The organism is Psychrobacter celer (genome assembly GCF_016107555.1).
Classification (GTDB): domain Bacteria; phylum Pseudomonadota; class Gammaproteobacteria; order Pseudomonadales; family Moraxellaceae; genus Psychrobacter; species Psychrobacter celer.
This window is the reverse complement of sequence record NZ_JABASU010000002.1, coordinates 167871-191332: the sequence shown is the minus strand read 5'-3', so window position 1 is coordinate 191332 and position 23462 is coordinate 167871. Positions and strand designations below refer to the sequence as shown.

The 23462-nt window shown below is 44.2% G+C and carries 17 protein-coding genes and 4 pseudogenes; 9 read left to right on the top strand and 12 right to left on the bottom strand.

All coding sequences use genetic code 11. From position 1 onward, the window contains the following. Positions 1-92: 92 nt before the first annotated feature. Together JFC05_RS02300 and JFC05_RS02295 are read right to left on the bottom strand one after the other, a co-directional pair. A complete protein-coding gene (locus tag JFC05_RS02300) occupies positions 93-3224 on the bottom strand; it encodes a site-specific integrase (RefSeq protein WP_198335592.1) in 3132 nt (1043 codons plus the stop codon). Further along, positions 3221-3598: a hypothetical protein gene (locus tag JFC05_RS02295; RefSeq protein WP_198335591.1), complete on the bottom strand. Its 378-nt coding sequence runs from the start codon at positions 3596-3598 to the stop codon at positions 3221-3223. The genes JFC05_RS02300 and JFC05_RS02295 overlap by 4 nt, the downstream gene beginning before the upstream one ends. A gap of 40 nt (positions 3599-3638) precedes the next feature. On the opposite strand from JFC05_RS02295, the pseudogene JFC05_RS02290 reads away from it, so the two are divergent. Together JFC05_RS02290 and JFC05_RS02285 are read left to right on the top strand one after the other, a co-directional pair. Next, positions 3639-3864 (top strand): annotated as a pseudogene (locus JFC05_RS02290) (transposase); the annotation flags it as partial. A 221-nt stretch (positions 3865-4085) separates the two neighbouring features. Beyond that, positions 4086-4364 (top strand): annotated as a pseudogene (locus tag JFC05_RS02285) (integrase core domain-containing protein); the annotation flags it as partial. 195 nt (positions 4365-4559) lie between these two features. On the opposite strand, the gene JFC05_RS02280 reads toward JFC05_RS02285, so the two are convergent. After that, positions 4560-4874: a putative quinol monooxygenase gene (locus JFC05_RS02280; RefSeq protein ID WP_198335588.1), complete on the bottom strand. Its 315-nt coding sequence runs from the start codon at positions 4872-4874 to the stop codon at positions 4560-4562. A 143-nt stretch (positions 4875-5017) separates the two neighbouring features. Further along, positions 5018-5140: pseudogene (locus tag JFC05_RS02275) on the bottom strand (metal-sensing transcriptional repressor); the annotation flags it as partial. Between the two features lie 250 nt (positions 5141-5390). Between JFC05_RS02275 and JFC05_RS02270 the strand changes: the two are divergent. The 3 genes from JFC05_RS02270 (at position 5391) to JFC05_RS02260 (ending at position 9407) form a co-directional block, all read left to right on the top strand. Then, the gene (locus tag JFC05_RS02270; protein WP_198335587.1) at positions 5391-7202 is read left to right on the top strand and encodes a monovalent cation:proton antiporter-2 (CPA2) family protein; all 1812 of its coding nucleotides are present in this window, start codon (positions 5391-5393) and stop codon (positions 7200-7202) included. Positions 7203-7405: 203 nt separating this feature from the next. Beyond that, positions 7406-8401 carry a zinc-dependent alcohol dehydrogenase family protein gene (locus JFC05_RS02265; protein WP_198335586.1) on the top strand — a complete coding sequence of 332 codons (996 nt, stop codon included), beginning with the start codon at positions 7406-7408 and terminating at the stop codon, positions 8399-8401. After that, the gene (locus JFC05_RS02260) at positions 8391-9407 is read left to right on the top strand and encodes a zinc-dependent alcohol dehydrogenase family protein (protein ID WP_198335585.1); all 1017 of its coding nucleotides are present in this window, start codon (positions 8391-8393) and stop codon (positions 9405-9407) included. The genes JFC05_RS02265 and JFC05_RS02260 overlap by 11 nt, the downstream gene beginning before the upstream one ends. Before the next feature lie 98 nt (positions 9408-9505). Here the strand turns inward: JFC05_RS02260 and JFC05_RS02255 are convergent, their stop codons facing one another. Then, a complete protein-coding gene (locus tag JFC05_RS02255) occupies positions 9506-10405 on the bottom strand; it encodes a LysR family transcriptional regulator (protein WP_102094240.1) in 900 nt (299 codons plus the stop codon). 134 nt (positions 10406-10539) lie between these two features. On the opposite strand from JFC05_RS02255, the gene JFC05_RS02250 reads away from it, so the two are divergent. From JFC05_RS02250 to JFC05_RS12830, 3 genes and pseudogenes are all read left to right on the top strand, one after another. Continuing rightward, positions 10540-11280 carry an SDR family oxidoreductase gene (locus JFC05_RS02250; RefSeq protein WP_198335584.1) on the top strand — a complete coding sequence of 247 codons (741 nt, stop codon included), beginning with the start codon at positions 10540-10542 and terminating at the stop codon, positions 11278-11280. 73 nt (positions 11281-11353) lie between these two features. Next, the gene (locus JFC05_RS02245) at positions 11354-12352 is read left to right on the top strand and encodes a zinc-binding alcohol dehydrogenase family protein (RefSeq protein ID WP_198335583.1); all 999 of its coding nucleotides are present in this window, start codon (positions 11354-11356) and stop codon (positions 12350-12352) included. Next, positions 12353-12514: pseudogene (locus tag JFC05_RS12830) on the top strand (IS1595 family transposase); the annotation flags it as partial. A gap of 94 nt (positions 12515-12608) precedes the next feature. Here JFC05_RS12830 and JFC05_RS02235 read toward each other — a convergent pair. The 6 genes from JFC05_RS02235 to JFC05_RS02210 all read right to left on the bottom strand — a co-directional run bounded on the left by JFC05_RS02235 (position 12609) and on the right by JFC05_RS02210 (position 21060). Beyond that, positions 12609-13637 carry an ornithine cyclodeaminase family protein gene (locus tag JFC05_RS02235; protein WP_198335582.1) on the bottom strand — a complete coding sequence of 343 codons (1029 nt, stop codon included), beginning with the start codon at positions 13635-13637 and terminating at the stop codon, positions 12609-12611. 149 nt (positions 13638-13786) lie between these two features. Further along, positions 13787-15073, bottom strand: a complete 1287-nt coding sequence (gene amaA / locus JFC05_RS02230) for an L-pipecolate oxidase (RefSeq protein ID WP_198335581.1) — start codon at positions 15071-15073, stop codon at positions 13787-13789. A gap of 12 nt (positions 15074-15085) precedes the next feature. Next, the gene (gene nhaC, locus JFC05_RS02225) at positions 15086-16546 is read right to left on the bottom strand and encodes a Na+/H+ antiporter NhaC (RefSeq protein WP_198335580.1); all 1461 of its coding nucleotides are present in this window, start codon (positions 16544-16546) and stop codon (positions 15086-15088) included. A gap of 151 nt (positions 16547-16697) precedes the next feature. Then, positions 16698-18188 carry an L-piperidine-6-carboxylate dehydrogenase gene (amaB, locus tag JFC05_RS02220; RefSeq protein WP_198335579.1) on the bottom strand — a complete coding sequence of 497 codons (1491 nt, stop codon included), beginning with the start codon at positions 18186-18188 and terminating at the stop codon, positions 16698-16700. A gap of 142 nt (positions 18189-18330) precedes the next feature. Then, positions 18331-19767, bottom strand: a complete 1437-nt coding sequence (gene hglS / locus JFC05_RS02215; RefSeq protein WP_227697375.1) for a 2-oxoadipate dioxygenase/decarboxylase HglS — start codon at positions 19765-19767, stop codon at positions 18331-18333. Between the two features lie 345 nt (positions 19768-20112). Next, positions 20113-21060, bottom strand: a complete 948-nt coding sequence (locus JFC05_RS02210; RefSeq protein WP_198335577.1) for a LysR substrate-binding domain-containing protein — start codon at positions 21058-21060, stop codon at positions 20113-20115. A 253-nt stretch (positions 21061-21313) separates the two neighbouring features. On the opposite strand from JFC05_RS02210, the gene JFC05_RS02205 reads away from it, so the two are divergent. Continuing rightward, positions 21314-22537, top strand: a complete 1224-nt coding sequence (locus tag JFC05_RS02205; RefSeq protein ID WP_198335576.1) for an SIP domain-containing protein — start codon at positions 21314-21316, stop codon at positions 22535-22537. A gap of 40 nt (positions 22538-22577) precedes the next feature. On the opposite strand, the gene JFC05_RS02200 is transcribed toward JFC05_RS02205, so the two are convergent. After that, complete coding sequence (locus JFC05_RS02200) at positions 22578-23228, bottom strand: glutathione S-transferase (protein ID WP_244658162.1); 651 nt, start codon at positions 23226-23228, stop codon at positions 22578-22580. Between the last annotated feature and the right edge of the window lie 234 nt (positions 23229-23462).

The window sequence follows — 23462 nt, the reverse complement described above, 5'->3', positions numbered from 1 at the left end:
TCGGTTTATCTTCAACGATAACGAGAACTTTCATGTCAAGGCATATACAATTAGCTATGCCGTAAAATCCGTACAACTAAACTTACGAGGTATCAATCACTCAAACCATCAACAATAAGCAAAAAATGCAACACATAACTCATCAAAGCCGAAGACAGCTTTGCCTTGCCCTTTTGCTTAAGTGGGCTAATGACCATTAGTGCATAACCGTTATAGGTGCCTGTGCTTGTAACCTCGCCTTCAAAACTAGGGACTTTTTTTCTAAATTCTTCTATACGCTTGAGCTGAGTAGCTTTATTAACAACAGGACGATACGCTTTTTTATTCTTCTCATTAGTATAAGGCTCAGAATCCATACAGCTGATATTTACCCGCCAATGCTTACTGGGTAGAATTTGACACATGGTTTTTAGATAGCTGTAAAACAGCTTTTTTTGCTTAAAGGTAAAACGAATGTCACTCTTTGATGTATTGGTTTTCTCATAAAATATCTCAAGCGCCTGCTTTATTTCGCCTCTGCTTGTTTTAGATGTATAAAGCGCCTCAAGGTTATCAAAGCATTGATACACCAGCGCTTGCTCTTCATGATGATGCAGGGGCGTTGGTGCGATTACAATATGATCGGAGCGTTGTTTACGTCTTTTAGAGATGAGCTTATGATTAAGCGTTCCATCATCATTTTTTACCAAGCTCAATGCGCGCTCATAAATCATCAACGCATCATCATACCTAAAGTTCAAACTGCTAGCTTCCCCTAGCGTTTGCCCATCCTCTATGTCGTATAACAGCTTTTCTATCACCTCACGGCTATAGCTAAAAAATACGGCTGAAGGCTGTTTTTTGATAGTGTTGCTATTATGGCTAGTTGGATAAGGCGCTTTTACCTTATGAGTAAATGCTAATTTTTTACACTCAATTTTACGATTCACGTATGGTCTGATTTGATTGAGATGGACCTTATCATCTCTACTCTCTAAAGCAAGTGGATTATGCTGCTTTAGGTCCATACGACTGCTACCAATCAACTTGTTAACCACACTTAAAGGTAGAGTCAATTTAGCCTGCTGTAATTGGTGGCTTGCAACAAGATCAGCAACATGTATATAAGAGCTAAAAGTAGTATTGAGATCAGCATGACCTGCAAACTCCATCAGTGCATCCCAGTGATTGGCCGAGACACGACGCTTTTTACCTAAAAAATGTGTTTTAACCTTCTCGATTTGTGTTTCATCATAATCTGTAAACTGCTGAGCAAACGTAGGATTACATCTGAGTATAAGTGCCATATTAGATATCGCATTATGACGAAAGCTCTGCAGAGTTAGATCATGATAAGCCGTATGTTCTAATATGCGTTTAAGTGGCTGCTCAATACTATAACGAGACAACGGGGTGGACTGATACTCTAAAGTAAATAAATAGCGAGACGACTGACTCTCTTTTAGATGAAAGAGGCTTTTAAAGTCTTCTAGCTCTTCTGGTAAAAGCAGTACTGATAAATGAATTCGCCGGGTACCGTCATCTGACTTCAAATCACGATGTGCGTTAGAGCGCACAATAACGTTATACTCCTTAAATCCTTGATTGTCGTACTCGATGTCTTTAACCTGTAATCCTAAAATCTCGCTGATGCGCATGCCAGTACGGTATAGCAATATTATGATGATACGAAGGACTTGTTTGTAGTATTCACTCAGCGTCTCTTGCTCAGCAATACAGTTAAGAATCACGTGGTAAAGTGGATTAGGTATAAGGTAACTGGATACAATTTGCGGATCGCCGCCGCCTCTGATATCAATATTAGGCGCTTGGTAATGTTTCTTTAAAGAGTAATGCAGTGAGCAAATGACTGTCTTGGTAAACCCTAATTTATTTGGGTTCTTCTCGACAATGATTTCGTTGTATAGATAGTGGTAGTCATGTTTAGATAAGTGTGAAAAATCAGCGGTACGAGTTCCTGCGATAAAGCTATTACCAATCTCAGATAAATACCGCTTCAAGGTATTGGTTTTATTACCACTAGTGAGTAAGTCTATCATCCATCTCACCAGTCGTTCTTGATTGGGATATAGGTTTTGGATCAATAGACTTTCTAATTGTGACTCAGCTTGCCTTTTATCATTATTGAGTTTGCTGCGTATTTCTTTCACCGCATCGGACCTAAATCTTTCACCCTTTACACCAACAAGTGGAGCCTTAGTGCTATTACTAGATTCAATCACTAATTTACTGACGTGTTCATCTGACAGCACTGCATTGGGTGTTTTAATACTCTGAAAATATCTCAGCCACTGCGCTATTGGTAGCGAGGTTTGCTTTTGCTGACCTGTTAATACTTGTACCAGTTGAATATCTAGATGCACGTCTGGCATAGTTTGCCAATAGATGGCAATATGCCGTAAGTAGTTAGACTTCTGGATAGATCTAACCGAGAAGTCCTCTCCAATATACTCTCCTAGCCTTCTTATCACTTGATGGTATTTAGGAAACTCGTTTTGCGCTTGATACTGGCGCTGTAGTTTGAGGAGCCATAAACGGCTGATGTCATCTACGCTAATAAGGCGTGTGAGATATACCTCATCTAAATCGTTTTCTGTCAGCACTACCTCATTGCCATACTCAGGTGATAATAGTCTAACCGGCATGATAAGCAGGTCATCAGCCATCTGGTAAATAGGCTTTTTTTGTTCTAAATGGTCGTAAACCTCTTTGAGTATCTTTTCATCGTTATAGCCTGCAAAACTAATAAGTGAGAATAAAAACCAGCTGACGCTATCAAGCAACGAAAAGGTGTTCCTTTGCTGCCATCTATCAAAGGCTTGTGCAACAATGCTCTGAGCTTCGGCTAAATATAGAAACGTCTCAAAATCATTGATGTTTTTTGGGCGCTGAGGACGTACAGCAATGATCGGTTTTGGCAGTAACGGCAGGTGTCTTTTTTTACGCGTATCATTTATTCTATCGAAGAAGCGCTTGCGCTCGAATAATGCAAAGGGGATTAAATGTGCTGAAACGCTCTTTTCAATCTCGTCATAAAGCGCTTCATATAAATCATATATCTGCTCGTCTGTTATCAGCTCTGATGACTGATGTTCTTCAATAAAATCATCCCAAGCGTTTTGACAAAGCTCTTTTGTATGTTGCAGTGCTTGTTTGCGTCGATCTTGCGCTTGTTCTGAGCGTCTTAAGTGTCCATATTGACTATCCGGCTGTATCCTTGTCATAGGTTTACCTGCTCTAATTCTAGCTCTACTGCCAATTGCTGGTAAGATTTTTTAGCGTCTATTATATGCCCTATAGACAGTGTTGAGCTTTTTCGCCACGCTTCTTGACCCATCATTTCATGACCAAAAATCGCCAGTATGACTGCTTCATCTACTCTCTGCTCATGTAAAAACCGTTGTCCCACATGGCGGGGCCAATATGGCTTAAAACGGAAATTGTCACCTAACTCTTGAATAGTGATAGCTGGTCTGAGCGCGTGGAATTTACCTTTCTTATCTATAAAGTTGAGTAGCGGCTTTTGGTAATCAAAGATCTTATTCACTTCGATACCGATGTTAGTATTGTAACTATCCCCTAAAATAGCACAGCTCAAACGTAGAATCTCTTATAAAATACCCATAAGGAGTTTTGATATGAGCAAACGAATGACTGAGACGCAAATAGTATCCATATTAAAAGAAGCAGAAGCTGGGATATCTGCTAAAGAGCTGTGCCGTAAATACGGGATTGCTAGCTCGACTTTCTATAAATGGCGATCCAAGTATGGAGGCATGGAAGCGTCTGACGTCAAACGCTTAAAAGAGCTTGAAGAAGAAAACCGTAGGCTTAAACAGATGTATGCTGATTTAAGCCTCAAAGCGCAGATGCAGGAAGAGATCATAAAAAAGCTATAGCGCCTGCCCTCGAGCGCAAAGTCTGGGCGCAAGAGTTACAGGCGCAGTATGGTGTTAGTATTGCATTGAGCTGTCAGGTGGTCTGTATGAGCCGAACTGCTTACTACTATAAGCCTAAGCTATCTGATGATAGTGAGATTATTGATGTCTTAAACAAGCTTACTGACAAGCACAATCGTTGGGGTTTCTAGGATGACGGACTCTGGCGTGATTGCCTCTGTTGGTACAACAGGCGACTCTTATGACAACGCATTGGCTGAAATGGTCAATGGGCTTTATAAGTCTGAGGTGATTCATTATTTAAAGCAAAACTGGACTGGTGTGAACGATGTTGAACTGGCAACCCTTGAGTGGGTAGATTGGTTCAATAAAACCCGTTTGCATAGCACGATTGGATAGGTGTCACCTTTTGAGTTTGAAAAGCGGTATTACGATAATTCAACCCTGTCAGGCATCGCTGCCTGACTCAAGTAAACCAGACTCCGACATAGTCGGGGCGGTTCATTCGTTTATTTACCCTGTTTTGGATATTGACCCATGTAAATGATGAGATTAAGCCATTAAATAAAGTAGCCCAACTTGAATAAAAAGCCTCTGACAAACCTCACAGGGTTGAAGTGCTGCCTTTCATTCAAAATTTCAGGCAGCACCCTCATACATTTAAGCGTCGGTATTACCTGGTAGTTTACTAGCCAAAACATCTACTTTTTCAATAGACGGTGGCTCTGAAAATAGCTCATCGGCCTTATCCATCAAAGCAGCTGCAACCTTGCCAGATAAATGTGCTTGGCGACCCGCCTCATCAGGAAATGCATCAAAAATACCAAACGTTGTAGGTCCAAGACGTAGGCCAAACCACGCAACTGTCGCAGGTTCTTCCATTACAATAGGTAAACCGCCTTTAAGGAAAGCTTCCACTTCGTCTTCTTTACCCGGTTTAGCTTCAAGACGGACATATAAAGCTGTTTTAAGCATGACTAAAACTCCATAATTATTAGAATGAAAACTGATTCTGACATTTCTAATGTATGCATGTCAGACAGTTTTGTCGTATAAAAGTTAAAAAAAATTTCCCATAGCTGAGCCAAAATCTGGGTTTTTATTTCGACATAATGCTATTGTTGCAGAATTGCACCACATTCCACATTGTCTTCTAACGCTTTTTCAATTGCTTGCGTCTGACCTTTGATCTTTTTGACACGTAGCAGAATCTTTTTTTTGTCTTCAACCTGATTAGGCATCAGACCTCCTTATTCGCTAGCATTAATACTATAGTACCCCATAGTATAAAAAAGCAATATTTCTTATAAACCTTAAAATTTTAGGTAGTGTTTCAAATGCAGTGATAAAATCATCCCATTGATTGCTTGAAATTCGAGTATAGTAAATACTTAACTGTTTCAACTAACTACAAACCTGTTGCACTTGTGTTTTGAATCTACTTTCTATATTTGAAGTGTCAACAAACTCTATACAAAATCCGAGAAATATATGAGTGCAGAAGCCACATCTATCAACCTTTTATCCCCTGTCATACTGCTCACAGCGGCAGTGATTTCAGTCCCCTTAATCAAGCGTCTAGGATTAAGCTCGGTATTGGGATATTTAATTGCAGGATTAATTATTGGTCCATTTGGACTAGCGTTTTTCTACGATTCTGCGTCTATTCTGCATGTTGCTGAGCTTGGTATTGTGATGTATCTGTTTGTGATTGGACTAGAAATGCGTCCATCGTATTTATGGAGTTTAAGAAAAGAAATTTTTGGATTAGGCACATTACAGATTAGTGCCTGTTCATTAGGGTTAATGGCGGTAGGCTTGGCCTATGGCTATTCTTGGCAAGTGAGTTTTGTATGTGCTGCAGGCTTTGTACTCACCTCGACTGCAATTGTGATGCAACTTTTGGGAGATCGTGGAGACATTGCTCAACCACGAGGACAAAAAATTGTCTCGATCCTGCTGTTTGAAGATTTATTGATTGTCCCTTTATTGGCAATTGTCGCTTTTATCGCACCGAATCAAGTTGTTGAAAGTACTTCTGCGCGTTTGCAGAGCATTGGGATTGGTTTAATATCAATTGCAGGTTTAATCGCTGCAGGCTATTGGTTGCTTAACCCTTTATTTCGTTTATTAGCCGCAGCCAAAGCCCGTGAAGTCATGACTGCAGCAGCACTTTTAGTGGTACTCGGCGCAGCATTACTGATGCAAGTTAGTGGCTTATCGATGGCAATGGGGGCATTCCTTGCAGGGGTATTACTCTCCGAATCCACTTTTCGCCATGAGATTGAAGCAGATATTGAACCGTTTCGTGGCATATTGCTCGGATTATTTTTTCTGGGCGTCGGCATGTCATTAGACCTTAACGTCATAAAAAATAACTGGGCGTTAATTTTAAGTGCTGTACTTGTGCTGATGTTTGTCAAAGCATCCATCATTTATCTGACTGCACGCCTGGCCGAAAGTTCACACTCTGAAGCACTCGATCGCGCATTACTAATGGCTCAAGGGGGGGAGTTTGCTTTTGTACTCTTTGCTGCCGCCTTGAGTGCTCAAATCATTAGTGCTGAGGAAAGCTCAAACCTGACTGCGATTGTAATCTTGTCGATGATTTTGACCCCGATTGTTGGCATTCTATTTAAACGTTTTACCCAAACTACAGAACAAACTTCTTTAGAGAATATCCGTGTTGCTGAAGGACTTTCTGGAAAAGTCCTGATGATTGGTTTCGGTCGTTTTGGACAAGTCTCCAGTCAATTATTGCTTGCTCGAGGCATTGATGTGTCCATCATTGATAATGATATCGACATGATTCAAAACGCTGAAAGATTTGGATTTAAAATTTATTATGGCGATGGTTCTCGTTTAGATATTTTACATGCCTCTGGAGCAGATACGGCTGAAGCCATTGTTGTTTGCGTAGACCACAAAGAAACGACGAATAAGATCGTAGAGTTGGTGCAACATGAATTTCCTATGGCCAAGTTACTGGTTCGCTCTTATGACCGTGAGCATGCGCTGCATTTAGTAAAACAAAATGTGGATTACATGATTCGCGAAACCTTCGAGTCGGCAATGCTATTTGGCGGTGCAATTTTAGAAGAACTGGGTGTTGACCAGAGTGATGTTGAAGACATTAGCCAAGAAATCCGAGAACTAGACAAAGAACGTTTTGGAACTGAAACAGCAGCAGATGATGTCTATGCTGGTATCGGCTTGCAATATACAGGACCGCGTCCGACTGCACCTTTAATTAAACCAAAGCACACAGGGCAAATTCTGAATGAAGATGACACTCAGCAATAATTTCACGTATTAAACCCAAATAAAAAAGAGGTCTGTGTAGATCTCTTTTTTGGTAAGCATCTGCTGAACCCCACTTCTTTAGTGAGCGGATGATATTTATTATTCATTATTTAGGAATTATTAAATCCTATAAATATCATTTATTGGATTAATTTACTTTGGTATTGTGCATATCATCCTCCAGTTAAGAATAAGGAACAACTATGAATAAGATGATGAATGCGCTTATCCTAGAAAATTTTGGTGATCATAAATTTAAACGTGTAGAACTCCCTATACCTCAACCAGAGGCTGGGCAAGTTCTAGTACGTATTCATGCCAGTGGTGTAAACCCTATTGATTATAAAATTCGTCTTGGTGAAGCAACATATGCTACGCCAGAGCTTCCTGCCGTGTTGGGAACGGATATGGCTGGGGTGGTAACTGCTGTGGGTGAAGGTGTCACCCACTTCAACGTCGGAGATGAAGTTTACGGTCTGATTGGTGGCGTTCGTGGTCTTCAAGGATCTTTAGCAGAATATGTTGTAGCAGATGCTGATCTGATCGCATTAAAGCCACGGAATATTTCTATGCGCGAGGCAGCAGTACTACCATTGACGTTCCTCACCGCTTGGGAAGGTTTAGTGGATAATGCGAAGGTCCAACCAGGGCAAACTGTACTGGTTCAAGGTGGTGCTGGTGGCGTTGGTTATATGGTGGTTCAGCTTGCAAAAGCACTTGATGCAAATGTTTGGGCGACTGCTCGTACCGCTGATCAATCACTGATTTCAGAACTCGGTGCAACACCTCTCGATTACACAACAGCATCTTCCGATGACATTATTGCTGCAAGCCCTGAGGGTCAAGGTTTTAACATTGTTTATGACACTGTGGGTGGTCCAGTACTCGAAGCTTCACTTTCCATGACGACTCACTATGGCCACATCACCAGCTGTGCTGCATTTGGCAATCATAATTTAGCGAATTCATCTCTACGGTGTGCCACAGTGTCTGGCGTATTCGTCCTAATGCCGACGTTAACAGGCAATCGCCGTTCTCATCATGGTGATATCCTTAAGACCGCGACTCGTCTCGTTGAGGAAGGTAAACTGCGTGCTATTGTTGATCCTCGTCATTTTACTCTAGACCAAGCGATTGAGGCTCATGATGCTGTTCAAAATCGCTCTGCCAATATTAAGGTAGTTATCGATGTCATTTAACGCACTTCAGGCCAAGACTTGGCGCTTCAATTGTATTGGAGATACAGATGTTCTGACATTAGAAACACTTCCTGTTGCTTTACCAGCCGCAGGAGAAGTTCTAATACAGATGAAAACAATCGGACTCAACCGGGCTGATGTAATGTTTCGGCGTGGTACTTATATTCAAAAGGCAGTATTCCCCTCTCGTCTGGGATATGAGGGAGCAGGCATAGTTCTTGCGGTAGGTGAAGGTGTACGCCAATTTTCTCCAGGAGATGCCGTATCAATTCTTCCGACTGACAATCTAGCCAAATATGGGACATATGCGGACAAGCTTCTGATTCCAGAAAATTTTTTAGTTCACAAACCCGATAGTTTAAGCTGGGAAGAAGCTTCTTCAATCTGGATGCAGTATTTGACGGCTTGGGGTGGTGTAATCCATGCTGGTGGATTATCGAAAGGAAAAACGATCTTGATCACAGCAGCTTCAAGTAGCGTAGGACTAGCTGCGATACAGATAGCTGAAGCAGCGGGTGCTAAGGTCATTGCAAGTACACAGACGATAGAGAAAAAGCAACGTTTACTGGATCTCGGTGTTAAAGATGTTATAGCCAGTGAAGATGAACCAGATTTGTATGAGGCGCTTGTTTTACGTTTAGGTGGAGAACATCTTGATGTCGCCTTTGATGCTGTAGGAGGGCCACATATTGAACAGATTGCAAAAGCGATGTCTGTGGGAGGAACTATGGTTATGCATGGTGCACTTAGCCCGGAGAACACACCATTTCCCCTTAAAATTGCATTACGCAAGAGCTTAACCATGCGAGGTTTTTTGTTCCTTGAGGTTCTCCATGACCCTGTTCTAAGGGAGCAAGCCAGACGATTTATTCTGAGCAGTATAGGTGCAGGTTATCTTCGTCCAGTGATCGACCGTTGCTTTAACTTTGAGGACATGCATGACGCTCAGCGCTATCTTGAATCAAATCAGCAAATAGGAAAAATTGTAGTTACTCTAGATACATGATGGTCTTATCTGATTTCTACTTTCTAGAAAAAAGGTTAGGCGTGTCCCTAATTCAAGCGTTTATGACTAAATGGGGACACGGCCTAGTTCCATCTGATTCAGGTTTCTATACGGCCCAGCACTTCCACTAAATAATCAAACAATGCTCGGATTCGCAAAGGTGTCGGGCCCCGCTGTGGACGATATAAATACAGGCGCCAAACGGGAGAGGCTTCCTCATGAAGTATATGAATGAGCTTACCACTCCTAAGCCACGGCAAAACTAGAAATCCAGGCATGTGTCCGAATCCAACTCCAGCGAGAATAGCTTGAAATTCAGCTTCTAGATCATCTGTAATAAAACGAGGCTTTGATGGCGTAAAGCTTCGACTTTCGGTGAATGTCCATGGCCAGTAACGCCCTGTTTTATGATCGAATAGTGCGGTTAGAGGGTATTTATCAAGGTCAATAATTTTTTTGGGCATTCCAACCTTATCAATTAACTCTGGCGTACCCACAGAATAAAATTTCACTTTAGCCAATTCCCTTGCCACATATCGATTGTCCGGCAAAAATCCAAATCTGATCCCGATATCTATCCGCTCATCGATCACATCCGAGTGTGAATCTGTTAGCACACAATCCACGACAATATCTGGATAACGTGTGGCAAATTCTGCTAGTGCAGGTACTACCACTTTACGCCCTAACACAGACGACACAGTAAGACGGACAGTCCCACGCATTTCATCTCGTTTTTCCTTGGTGTCTTTTACAAGCAAAGCATCGATCGATTCCACCGCAAGACGTGCTTGCTTTGCCAGACGCTCACCATCAGCGGTAATTTTAATTTGTCGAGTACTCCTGTAAAACAGAATCTCTCCGCGCTGCTCTTCTAGCTCTTTTATTGCCCGTGTCACTACCTGTGGGGAAATACCCAGCTGAGTTGCTGCCTCTTTAAAATTTCGAGACTCTGCTGCGACACAAAAGATACGCATCATTTCCAATTTGTTCTGCATGTCCAATCCTGTGTTATACTAATTATTCCGCAAATAGGAATTCTGAAAGATAATATTATTCATTTATTATACCTAACAAGGCTGTAATACTTAACACTCCAATATGATTGACAAATAGGTTGAAGGTTACTTGTATGAATAATATAGAAAATAAAGTTGTTGTTATCACTGGTGCAAGTAGTGGTTTAGGTGAAGCTACTGCTCGCTTACTTGCTAAAAAAGGTGCAAAGGTTGTCATTGGTGCTAGACGTACTGAAAAATTAGAGGCTATTGTTCACGACATTCGTGCTGAAGGTGGTCAAGCTGAATTTATTGGTGTGGATGTAACCAAACCACATGAAGTGCAAGCACTTATTGAAAAGGCATTAAGCGCATTTGGTCAAATCGATGTCTTGGTAAACAATGCTGGATTAATGTCTATTGCACCATTAAGTGAGCTAAAAGTTGATGAATGGGATCGTATGATCGACATTAATATTAAAGGTGTTCTTTATGGAATAGCAGCTACCCTACCTGTTTTCCAAAAACAAAACTTTGGACACTTTATTAATCTCTCATCTGTTGCAGGGGTAAAAGTATTTAGTCCAGGAGGTACGGTTTATAGCGGTACTAAGTTTGCTGTAAGAGCCATCTCTGAAGGCCTTCGTCATGAAGTTGGGGAAACAATTAGAACGACTACTATTGAGCCTGGTGCAATTGAGTCAGAACTAAAATTCGGTTCTTCTCATAAAGAAAGTTCAGAGTTTGTTACTGATTTCTACAAACAAGCCATACCAGCTGACTCAGTCGCTCGAGCAATTGCTTATGCAATTGAACAGCCTGCGGATGTAGATATTAATGAAATTGTTTTGCGCCCAACGAGCCAAGAGTTTTAATGATTGAATAACATAAAATGGGAGCACTTCGCTCCCATTTTTACTCTATTTTTTTAAAGTTGAGGACAAATCTATGAAAGCCGTATCGTATGTTATCCATAACCATGATGATTTTAAAAATTCATTGGTAGATATTGAAAAAGCAAAGCCTACGCTTAAGGAGCGTGATGTACTGGTAAAAGTTCAGACAATCTCTGTGAATCCAGTTGATACCAAAGTGAGAAAAAATTCGTCTGAAGCAAACAATCGTATTTTAGGTTGGGATGCCGTTGGGGAAATTATTGAAGTTGGCTCAAAAGTTACCTCGTTTAAAGTAGGAGACGCTGTTTGGTATGCTGGCGATTTAACCCGAGATGGTAGTAATGCTGAGTATCAAGCAGTCGATGAACGAATTATCAGTCTTAAACCAACTACAGTATCTAATGCAGAAGCAGCAGCATTGCCATTAACTGCAATAACGGCATGGGAAATGCTGTTTGATCGGCTTCAAATTTCAGAAACAGAAGTTGGTAGTATTTTAATTATTGGTGGTGCAGGTGGTGTAGGATCAATCGCTATCCAACTCCTAAAAGCAAAAACAAATCTGACCGTTATAGCAACAGCTTCACGTGAAGAAACGAAATCTTGGGTGGAATCACTTGGTGCCGACCATGTCATTGATCATAGCAAAGATTTAAATGCACAAATCGAGACACTAGGCATTGCAAAACCAAAATACGTCTTCTCTACCAATCATACAGACACCTATATCGAGCAAATAGTTTCTCTGATTGCACCACAAGGCAAGCTTGGATTGATCGATGATCCCCAAACATTTGATATTATGCCGTTTAAGACTAAATCTATTTCTATCCATTGGGAGTTGATGTTCACCCGTTCAATGTATAAAACCGATGATATTGAAAAGCAGGGTGAATTGCTGCAACAGGTTGCCCAATTAGTTGACCAGCAAAAAATTAGAAGTACCCTCAACCAAAATCTAGGCAAAATTAACGCTGCAAACTTGGAGAAGGCGCATAAGTTGCTTGAATCAGGCAAGTCAAAAGGCAAAATTGTACTAGAAAACTTCTAAAATAAGGGAGCCCAAGCTAAACGGCATCTACGCAAGTTTAACGGGGTTCCAAAAGAGCATTTTCACCTCTATTTAAAGGAATGTGAGTGGCGTTTTAATCACAGTGACCCAAAGTCGCAATTACTACAATTAAAACAATGGGTTAAACAGGGTTTGAACTAGTTATCTAGGACAGCCCCTATTTTAAGCTACGGACATGACATAAGGTGGGTCAGTGTTACGTTGGATTGACTCTATAAGGATAAATACTCAGCCCTTATAGCGCGACACATTGACCCAAGTTTTTTGCTTTGGCTTTTTTTGCTACCTGTAAAGCGACGGCTGCATCAAAGCTGGCTGCGCCCACTGATTTAAACAGCGTCATACCTTTATCCTCCTTCACATCGAGGCTGATTTTTTTATTGATCAAGTCCCCTAATGTGCCAGTGAGCCTATCCCATGTCCAAGCACTATCACTGTCCTCATGCGCTTGTATCAAGTCCCCTGCTTCATGTAAGCCGCCTTCAGCATCGTCAATGATCACGGAGTCGCAGGCCTCTATCACTGAGTTACTGACTTCCTTCATCGTGGCCTGATAAGCGCCCACCGCATTGATGTGAGCATTTGCCTTTATCTGCGCCGCCTCAAACAGTCCTGCCGTCGAGCGTGTGGCCAGATTGATAATATCTGCGTCTCTGATTGCCTCTTCAATATGCTCACAAACCTGAACATCAACTTGCCATTGTGGATACTCTTGTATAAACCTGTCTCGAAACTGATGCGCCGTCTGCGCCGTTCTATTCCATAGTTTTACGTGCGTGATATCTGGACGTACTGTGAGAATAGCATTTAGCTGCTCATATGCCATCCCACCTGTACCGACCACTGCTACCACTCGACTGTGTGGATTCGCCAGATACTTAGTCGCTATCCCCGACAGCGCGGCGGTACGCACTTGGGTGATATATATTCCGTCCAAAAAAGCCAGCATATCGCCTGTCTCATTATTTGAGACAGTGATGGCGGCCATGGTGGTTGGTTTATCGCGCTGAGGATTGTCGGGACAGATGGTGACCAGCTTGACGACTGCATACTCGTTTTCACCATCAAAAACCACTGACGGCATCGACAAATGCGAGCCTGAGGTGTGTGCATCACTCTCCTGAAAAGTAGGAATGACTAGGCGCTCAGGTGTTTTAGTCCAGCTCGGATGCTCGCCTTGTCTCTTCAGCAGCTCCTCGATAGCACTGATGGCCATTGGCATGGTTAGCTGTTTTTTTACGGTATGAATGTCTAAAATCTGCATAATTATCCTTAATCTGTTTTGTTATTTCATTATGAACAATCCTTAAATGTGACATTAAAAAACCTAATAAGCAACCCGCCATTTTTAGAGCTTTTATCACGGTTTATCATTTTAACTAAGTCAATAACCTCACTATGCAAATAACCAAACTATCTAATGATCTTGAGACATTGACCAGCGTGATACAGTGTGAGGCCAAGCTCTGTAAACCCAGACTTGATACCGCCAAAAGCAAGCTTTGCTTCCTCTAAAGTCTTGAAAGGTAGCGGAATGCTGTCTCTTTTGCCGGTCACGATATAGTCTGCAAAGCATTTACCCATAAGCGTGCCAGTGGTAATGCCTCGACCATTATAAGCCGTCGCCGTCAGCAAGCCTTCGTCTGGCTCCATCACGCGAAAGATATGATCTTGGGTAAAGCCAAAGCTACCGCACCATTCATACTGCCAGTCAAACGCGGGCAAATCTGGATAGTAGCTTTTTTGCACCGCATTGGCCCATGACTGATAAAAGGATTTTGGTTTCATCTGCGTCCCACCAACCGTGCCCAATAATAAGCGATTGTCATTATCACGGCGAAAGCTAGATAGCGCCAGACGTGTGTCCCAGGCACCTGTTTTGTAGGGCAATATGCGCTCTGCCGCTGCACCACTCAGCGGTTCGGATGCAATCTGATAGTAATAAACCAGATAAAAAGTCTTGGCGATATCTGTCCATTCGCCTTCGGTATAAGCGTTGGTTGCGATAATCACACGCTCAGATTTGACACATGCTTTGGCCGTTCTGGCGTACCAATGACCGCCTACTTTTTCTAGTGCTTCAACAGCAGAGTGCTCATAGATCGTCACGTCAAGATTTGCAGCGACTTTGGCAAGTCCTCGGACATAAGCCAGTGGATTGATAGTACCCGCACGGTAGTCTAATAAGGCTTTATTGATACTGGTGGTACCGCAGTACTCGTGGCACTTACTGCCTGTCAATACCTCCACATTAGCGCCGCGGCGACTGAGCTGCTCGTATCTTATATCGACATCGATCTCACCTTTGGCATTGTGCGCCATATGAATATTGCCTGCTTGGGTCGCTTGCGCGTCGATATCATAGCGTTTGATTAAGTCAAACACCAAACGCGGCGCTTGACCAAGCGCTTCGGTCAAGCGCTCACCATCTGCCTCGCCTAGGCTAATGCCCAAATCATCAGGGCGCGCCCACGTACCAGCATTGACCAGACCCACGCTTTTCCCTGAGCCGCCACTACCGACACTTTGACTCTCAAGTAAGACAACCTTGACGCCCTTTTCAGCCAGATGAATTGCTGCAGACAGTCCAGTATAGCCGCCGCCAATGATGCACACCGCCGCTTGTGTATCGCTACTCATTTGACTATATGCGTCAATATTAGGCGCCGTCATGTTCCACAAACATTGCTCTTGCAACATATCAGACTCCCTTTAGCATACTTCACTTAGTGAAGTATTGGTATCGAGCTTTGCTATTGCAGGCTTTTCACGCGGTATGAACTTATCAAGGAACGCCCAAAGCAGGCCAAATAAAGGCGACAACCAGCAGGCAAAGGCAAAAGGCGCATAGGTCAAGGTGGCGATACCGAGTGTCGCTGCCACAAAGCTACCACCCATGTTCCATGGGATAAGGGGCGACAAAAGTGTCCCCGCGTCTTCGATAGAGCGCGTCAACGTCGTACGTTTATAGCCCCTCTCTTTATATTTGTCTTGCAACAAACGGCCTGGCAAAACACAAGTGGTATAAACATCACCGATGAGTGTCCCGACACTGAGCACACTGCCGTACGTGGTAAACACCAGACCCAGACGCGATTTCACAAAGTTATTAATCTTTGCCATGATGGCCCTAAGCGTGCCGTAGTGCTCAAGCGCACCGATAAAACCCAAGGCAAAAATGGTCAAACTGATGACCCACGTCATCGACATGACACCACCTTTTGACAGCAGCTGATCCACTACCTCAAAGCCCGTCTCACTGACAAATCCGTTTTGTAACACATCAAACACCTCACTCACCGCCACGCCCTGCATAAACACAGCAATCACAGAGCCTACCAGCACCCCGCTTAACACCGTCGGTATCGCTGGCATTTTCATCACAGCGGCGACAATGACCACCACTGCCGGTAGCAAAGTGACGATGCTTAAATTGTAATTGGCCGCTAGGTTGTCTTGTAGCGCGCGGATAGACGACAGGTCAATACTGTCATCACCATACCCCATGCCTATCCACGCATAGATAGCCAAAGCGGTAATCATGGCGGGAACGGTCGTCGGCAACATACCCTTGATGTGATCCCAAAGATCGACGCCAGCAGCAGCAGGCGTTAAGTTAGTGGTGTCTGATAGCGGCGACATTTTGTCACCAAAAAAAGCCCCCGAGACGATCGCACCGCCCGTTAGGTATGCTGGGATACCAAGCCCCAAACCGATACCCATCATCGCAAGACCCACGGTACCCACAGTCCCCCACGAGGTGCCCGTAGCGACAGAGATAATGGCGCAAATGATACAAACAGAAAATAAAAACGAGGAAGGGGAAAAGATACTAAAGCCGTAATACAAAATGGTCGGCACGGTGCCGGCGATAATCCATGCACCAATGAGCATGCCCACACCCATCAAGATAATCATCGCAGGTAAACCAATTTTGATGACCTTTAAAAAACGCTCTTCCATACCTTGCCAATGACGGCCACGCAGCTTCATAAATAAGCCGGTGATTAATATGCCGCAAGCAAGAGGAATGTGAGGGGTAAAATCTTTAAATACAAAGAACTGTATCATCAGAATGATAGCAGTCAGTAACAGAGGGGCAATATCCAGTAAAAAGCTAGAAGATGGGCCATAGCCATCTACATCGGGGTCGTGCGATTTATCATCGATCATGATAGTTCTACCTTCCTTAGTAGTCGTCGATGGGAGTGGCAACCAATCCTTGATTGCTTATTATTTTTGGCCTGCCAAGCCTCTATAAATGAGGATTGGCAGTTTGTAGATAAATAAATCAAATCAACAAAAATTTGTACTCACCTTTTTATCAACCAAAGCTAATGCCTTGCGCTAGTGGCAACTCTTTTGAGTAGTTGATGGTATTGGTCTGGCGGCGCATATAGACTTTCCACGCATCAGAGCCAGATTCACGGCCACCGCCGGTTTCTTTTTCACCGCCAAACGCCCCGCCGATCTCAGCGCCACTGGTACCGATATTGACATTGGCAATACCGCAATCACTACCGCGGTCACTGAGGAAAGTCTCCGCCTCACGCAAATCATTGGTAAAGACGCATGACGATAGACCTTGTGGCACATCGTTTTGCATCTCGATCGCTTCATCAAAGTCTTGGTAAGTCATAACATACAGAATCGGCGCAAACGTTTCACTTTTGGCGACATCGTTTTGCTCGTCAAACTCGACAATGGCAGGTGTCACGTAATAGGCGTTAGGATATTTGTCTGCAAGGACGCGCTCGCCGCCCGTGACAGTGCCGCCAGCTTCTCGCGCCTTTTCCAACGCTGCTTGCATATTATTAAAGCTGTCTTCATCGATCAGCGGACCGACCAGATTGCCCTCTAGTGGATGACCGATGCTGACGGTTTCATAAGCAGACTTGATGCGCGGTAAGATATCGTCTTTGATAGATTCGTGGACAAATAGGCGGCGTAGCGTTGTACAACGCTGCCCTGCCGTGCCAACGGCTGAGAATAAAATACCACGTAACGCAAGGTCTAAATCAGCACTTGGCGCCAAAATCATGGCGTTATTACCACCAAGCTCAAGTAAGCATTTACCAAAACGGTTGGCAACTTTTGGCCCGACTTCTCGGCCCATACGCGTACTACCGGTGGCGCTCACTAAAGCCACATCTTTGTGCTCTACCAAGGCATTACCGACATCTGTCTTGCCGAGTAAGACTTGTGATAGATGCTCTGGCGCATCGCCAAATTTGGTCAAGGCTTTTTCAAACAGTGCCTGACAGGCCAAAGCGACAAGCGGGGTTTTTTCTGAGGGCTTCCAAATCACCGGATTTCCGCAGACGATGGCCAGCGCGGTATTCCACGACCACACAGCAACGGGAAAGTTAAAGGCGGAGATGACACCAATCACCCCGAGCGGATGCCATGTCTCACGCATGTGATGGCCTGGGCGCTCTGACGCAATCGTCAAACCATAAAGCTGACGCGACACCCCAACGGCAAAGTCGCAAATATCAATCATTTCTTGCACTTCGCCTAGGCCTTCTTCTTTAATCTTGCCGGCTTCAAATGACACCAGCATGCCTAAGTCTTCTTTATGCTCGCGCAGCACTTCACCGAGCAGGCGCACCAGCTCGCCACGTCTTGGCGCAGGCACCACGCGCCACTCTTTGAAAGCTTTTGTGGCATTGGCAATCTTGGTATCGACCTCATCAACGCTGTCCAAGGTTATGCTGCCGATCACCGAGCCATCAATCGGGCTGGTTACCTCAAAGTCACCATTTTGATATTGCGCTTCTTTGACACCCATCGCGGCCATATACTGCTTAATCATATTCCATCCCTTTTATTAATTTATGCTTCCTTGAGAGACTTATTAACTTAACTTGCGTCTAGGCAAGTTGCAAAATAATTAATTTCTTACTGTCATTCCTTTTTGGAATGCTCATTAACAGTTCCAATTATCTATCACGGTTTTAGATAACGCGTTTTAAAACCTTACTATTTAGTTGTCCCAAACACGCTTTGAGACTCTCTGCTTGTAGCGTTTGATAAAGCTCAAGCTCATCGTAGACTTGAGCGCCCAAAGCATTCTCAAACGCTTCTTTATTAGAATTAATGCCACCACCGCTTTGCTTGCCGCTGTGTTCGTCGGTTTTATTGTCTTTTTCATTGTCGTTTGTGCTGTCGTCATGCAGATTGGACTGAAAAATTCCCGCCGCACTGACAGGTAAAAAATCCTCATAAACAATAGGTTCTAGGCGAATCATTCCTTGCTCAAGCAAATCAGTAATCACTTGCTTTGATAAAGGGTCATTTACGTTTTCTACGTCTATAGAATCTAGCGTTGGCTCGTTATCTGTATCGCTATCGACCGCTTGATAGTAAAAATACGCCAACCCCTCGTCATGTAATGCTCGATAATCATCAGGGAACGCTGCAAATGCACTTTCTAAAACTTGATAATACTCTGAGGCGTTATTGGCATTTGGCGTCACTCCTAACTGGCGGCGAGCTTGGCTAAGCAATTGGTCATACAGCGCTCGGCCTTTGGGCGTTAAAGCCACGCCGCGCTGCTCAATCTCGCCAAAGCGCGCAGTATGATGCCCCGTTTGATAGCCGCCGTTAGGATTTTTAAAGCTAACCGCTTCTTCTAATGCCTTAAAACTGGTCTGACGCAATAAAATAGGACATCGCCGTCTCGGTGGCCCTTCTATAATGGCTTTTGGCGGGATACCTTTTGCCTGCATACCTGCTTGTACCGCATCGATATCTAAGGTTCGAGGGGTCAAATGATTGATATGCGGACCTTTAAAACCGACGACGTCAGCAATAAGTCCATGCTGGCTTAATAGCTGCTGATAAAGCGCTTTTGACACGGGCGTTTTGTCATGCCAGCGAAAGGTTTCTAACGCTTCTTTGACAAATTGCTTAGCGTCTATCGCCGTCAGCCCGCCCTCCTCCTCAAAGCGCTCAATCAAGCTAATAACATCATCTGTAAATATTTTGCGTTTATCTAGCGACGCCATCGCCTCTTGCTGTAAGGCCTCATCATCAATCAGATCAAGACGCAACAGAGAAGTAAAAACGCGAAACGGACTGTTATTTAATGACTGCGTGTCAAGCGCTCGAAAAGCCGTAGAATGCACAGGCACGCCAGCGGGCGCCAAATCATAATAGCCAACAGGATGCATACCCATCACCGCAAACAGCCTACACATCATGCTTAGCTCGTCCGCGGTGCCCAGTCTAATCGCGCCATGGCGCTCCATACCTAACCTATCAATCTCTCCGGTGTGCTCAAGCTGTTGCCTGATATCAGGCTGTTTATTTAATACGTCAGTATTTACTTCAGTCACCAAATCGATGAGGTCACCATATAACGGCACTTCTTTTTGGTACATCTCTGACATGGCGATAGAAAAATTGTGGCGAATAGCATCGCTATTGATAAAGGTAGGGTTCACAAGTATGTATCCTTTTTCTCAGGTGTTTTTGCTGCTCCATGGCTGTCTCTTATCTTCCTTGACTAGATAGATAATAATTTGAGCAAACCCGCCTATCATCAGCAAACGAAGAATAGTTATGGCGTCATTCCTTTTTGTCATTGGCATAAAAAACCGGCCATAAGTCGGCCGGTGGTCAGGCAGGTAGCAAGCTGGTAGCAGCACCTGCTTAGCCCATCGATTATTAAACCTCATCAACAAAGCATTGACAATGAGCAGCTGACACCCAAAAGCATGCATTGATTTTTTAGCTTACCGTACACACTCTATGTCTTGCTTAGGGTCGTTTGAGTGTTGCAGGTAAGTTGAGATCCACTCTACAATAACTTTGACTTTGTGCGAATTACCCAAAGACAATGGATAAGCTATATAGTAAGCACCCCGGCCCTTTGCTGCATAACTCCACGCACGTACCAAGGACCCTGACTGCAGCTCTGGCGCCACTAGGCGCAGTGGCACCAAGGCGATACCATAGCCGAGTAATGCCGCCGATATACTCGTATGAAAAGTGTCAAAACGTGGGCCGACAAAGGTGCCCTCGATACGAATACCCTGCTGTCTAAAATACTCATACCAAGCGCTGGGGCGAGAGCTGAGCTGTAGCAAGGTGCACTGAGCGATGTTGCTCGTACAAGGCGCTTTGCCAGCCAAATAATCCGGATGACAAACCGCTACATTATACTCATCAAACAGCTTGATAGACTCCATCCCTCCCCAAATCCCGTCACCATACAAAAACGCCACATCGACATTTTGATCTTCAGAAAAAAACGGCCCCGCCAGCTCTTTAATATTTAGATTAATCAACGGATGAGCCCTGCCAAAGCCATTGAGCGCAGGCATCAGCCAACGCGAGCAAAAGGTCGGATGCGAGACGATTTTCAGCACTTCTGAATTATCGCTGTTTGACATCAGGCTGGTAGTCGCCGCCTCGATATGTTTGAGAATCTCTAACACTTCTAAATAGTAAGTCTTGCCAGCGGGCGTCAAGGAGATGCGGTGCGGCGTCCGATAAAACAGCGACAGGTTCAGCATCTCCTCTAATTGCGCGACTTGCTTACTGATAGCGCTTTGCGTCATGTGCATCTCTTGCGCGGCGTTGGTAAAGCTCAAATGCCGAGCTGCCGTCTCAAAACACTGCAAAGCGGTCGTCGATGGGTATTTTCTAAAAGCCAAAGGGGTCTTAACATCAGTGCTCATAACTTATGGGTTCTCATTCGACATATCAGTAAAAGAGGTTTCTAAAATAAACATAGCCATGTATCTGATTTATTTAGATTTGACTATAACCACATTATCCCAGTTATAAGAGACGATATAAATCGTTTTACCTGCCAGTCTGTCTACTTTTTAGAAATTTAATAAATTTCAACTCGTAAATGATAACAAAAACAATTATCATTACCTTTAATATAAATAATTTTTTGAATATCTGTTGTTTGTGAGTATAGCTATGACCCTCGCCTCCTCTTTTGTAACCACCCCCGACTTAGACGATCAAGCCCAGCTCTATACCGATCTAAACGACCCTGAGATAGCGGGCATCATCGCTCACATCAATGAAGAACACATCGATGAGCTGCTTGAGTTTTTGCGGGCATTTAGCCCATTATCGGCAGCTGAACTTGAGCATACAGAGGTGCAATTAACTGCGATTTATGCAGAAGGTATCTGCCTGCAAGCCAAATCCTTGGCGACGCGGCCTATCGACTCCAAAGGCAGCCACCGGCAACCACAGTCTTTCTTTATTGGTTTTGCCGCCCCCCTCACGCAAGTCAATGAGCTACAAGAGCAGTATATTTTGCTTCGGCAGCGAGCAGATAAAAAACTGGGCAAAAAAACCATCAAGCTGACTCGGCAGGTCTTTGTCGTAGAGCGCAGCTATAAAGTCAGTGAAAACATGCTGCGTCTTGAGCTTAGTATGGACTCACAAGGCTATCGTCATGACAGCTCTAGCCCAGATACCGTGCCTACAAACGAGGCAGGCTACGCGTATTTGTTCGATTTGGCGCATAACGCGATGACAGCCAGCAGCAGCCAGTCTAGCAAAAACACCGCGCCGCCCGCCCGAGCGCAGGTCTACTACACCTTAAGAAAGGCATGGCGGAGCGCTGATGGCGTGCGAGCATGGGTCGATGTTTTTTTGCATGGCGATACCTCAGGCGGCAATTGGGCCATGGCACTGCAGGCAGGTGATACTGTGGTTACCAAACGAGAATTTCCTGAAAAAGTGGCGCATTTACACACAGGACAGACACTACTGATCGTCGATGAGACCTCCATGCCCACAGCAGCACGTTTATTAGAGCTATGGGACAACCCAATGCCGCCGCTGATCATTTGTGTCACCCAAGATGCCGCTGACCAAGAGTATTTTGATGACATCACACTGAGCATCGATGCCAAAGACAGCAGCAAAAACAGTGCCCAATATCATATCGACCGTCATTTTACCGTACTGCCTATGATAATGGATCCTGCCTCGGTAGGGCAAAACATCGCGCCGCAGATCGACAGACAACTGGCGGACTATTTAGCCAAGCAGCCATTGCAAATCGACAAAGTATGGGGCGCGCTAGAGGCAAAAACCGCAAAGGCGCTCCGCCCTTTATTACAAAAAAGACTGGAGCTTGAGCGTAGCGATGTGGTGGTCAAGGTATATTGGCGACATGACTAAATCTCAGACTAGGACTGGGCTTGGACAAAGCTAAGATGAGCTAGGATGGAAAAATCACCACCTCGTCTCCTTCTTGCCATGGCTGATACTTCGTCATCACTTGCAAAAACAGCGGATGCGCCAGCCAACGCTTCAGCCAGCGCTGCAGGTGTGGATACGGCAAGTGGTAAAATACTTCGCGATTCACATGGGCGAACTGACGGACAAAGGGCATGATACCAATATCAGCAACGCTGATGCCATCTCCGAGTAGATAAGTGCTATTGGTCAGCTGCGTCTCCAATATCTGCAAAAACGCCTCGCCGCGCTGGCGATACTCTTCTTGGCTCATCTCAGGATGACGATCCGCATACTTATAGCGATCCAGCCAATGCTTAAACTCATTATCATTTTTATCGATTAGGGCATTGGCCTGAGACAAAGTCTGAGCATCAAGCAAGCGGTTTGGATCATGCTGGCCTAGCGCCCACATCATGATATCAAAGCTCTCTTCAATCACAGTACCATCAGCAAGCTGTAGCACAGGCACCGTGCCTTTTGGGCTAATCGCTAGCATCTGCGGCGGCTTGTCTTTTAGGACAATCTCGCGCAGCACCACTTGCTGCTCTGCAAACACAAGGCCAAGCCTAGCACGCATGGCATAAGGACAGCGGCGAAAAGAATATAAGAGCGGCAAGGAAGGTCTCATCATATTTCTCACAATAAAATCAAAATCACTGGGCATGTCATCATTTAGATCGCAAGGCTTAGCCGTTTTTTTCAAGCGACTATACGTGCTAATCGATGACACGCCCTAGACTAACATAAAAAAGACCTCACCCCTAAAGCAGGCAAGGTCTGGCTTTATTTATACAAACAACGTTTATGCAGAAAACGTCTATACAAATGACATGGTGGATTCTCAATAAAACAGATACATTATATG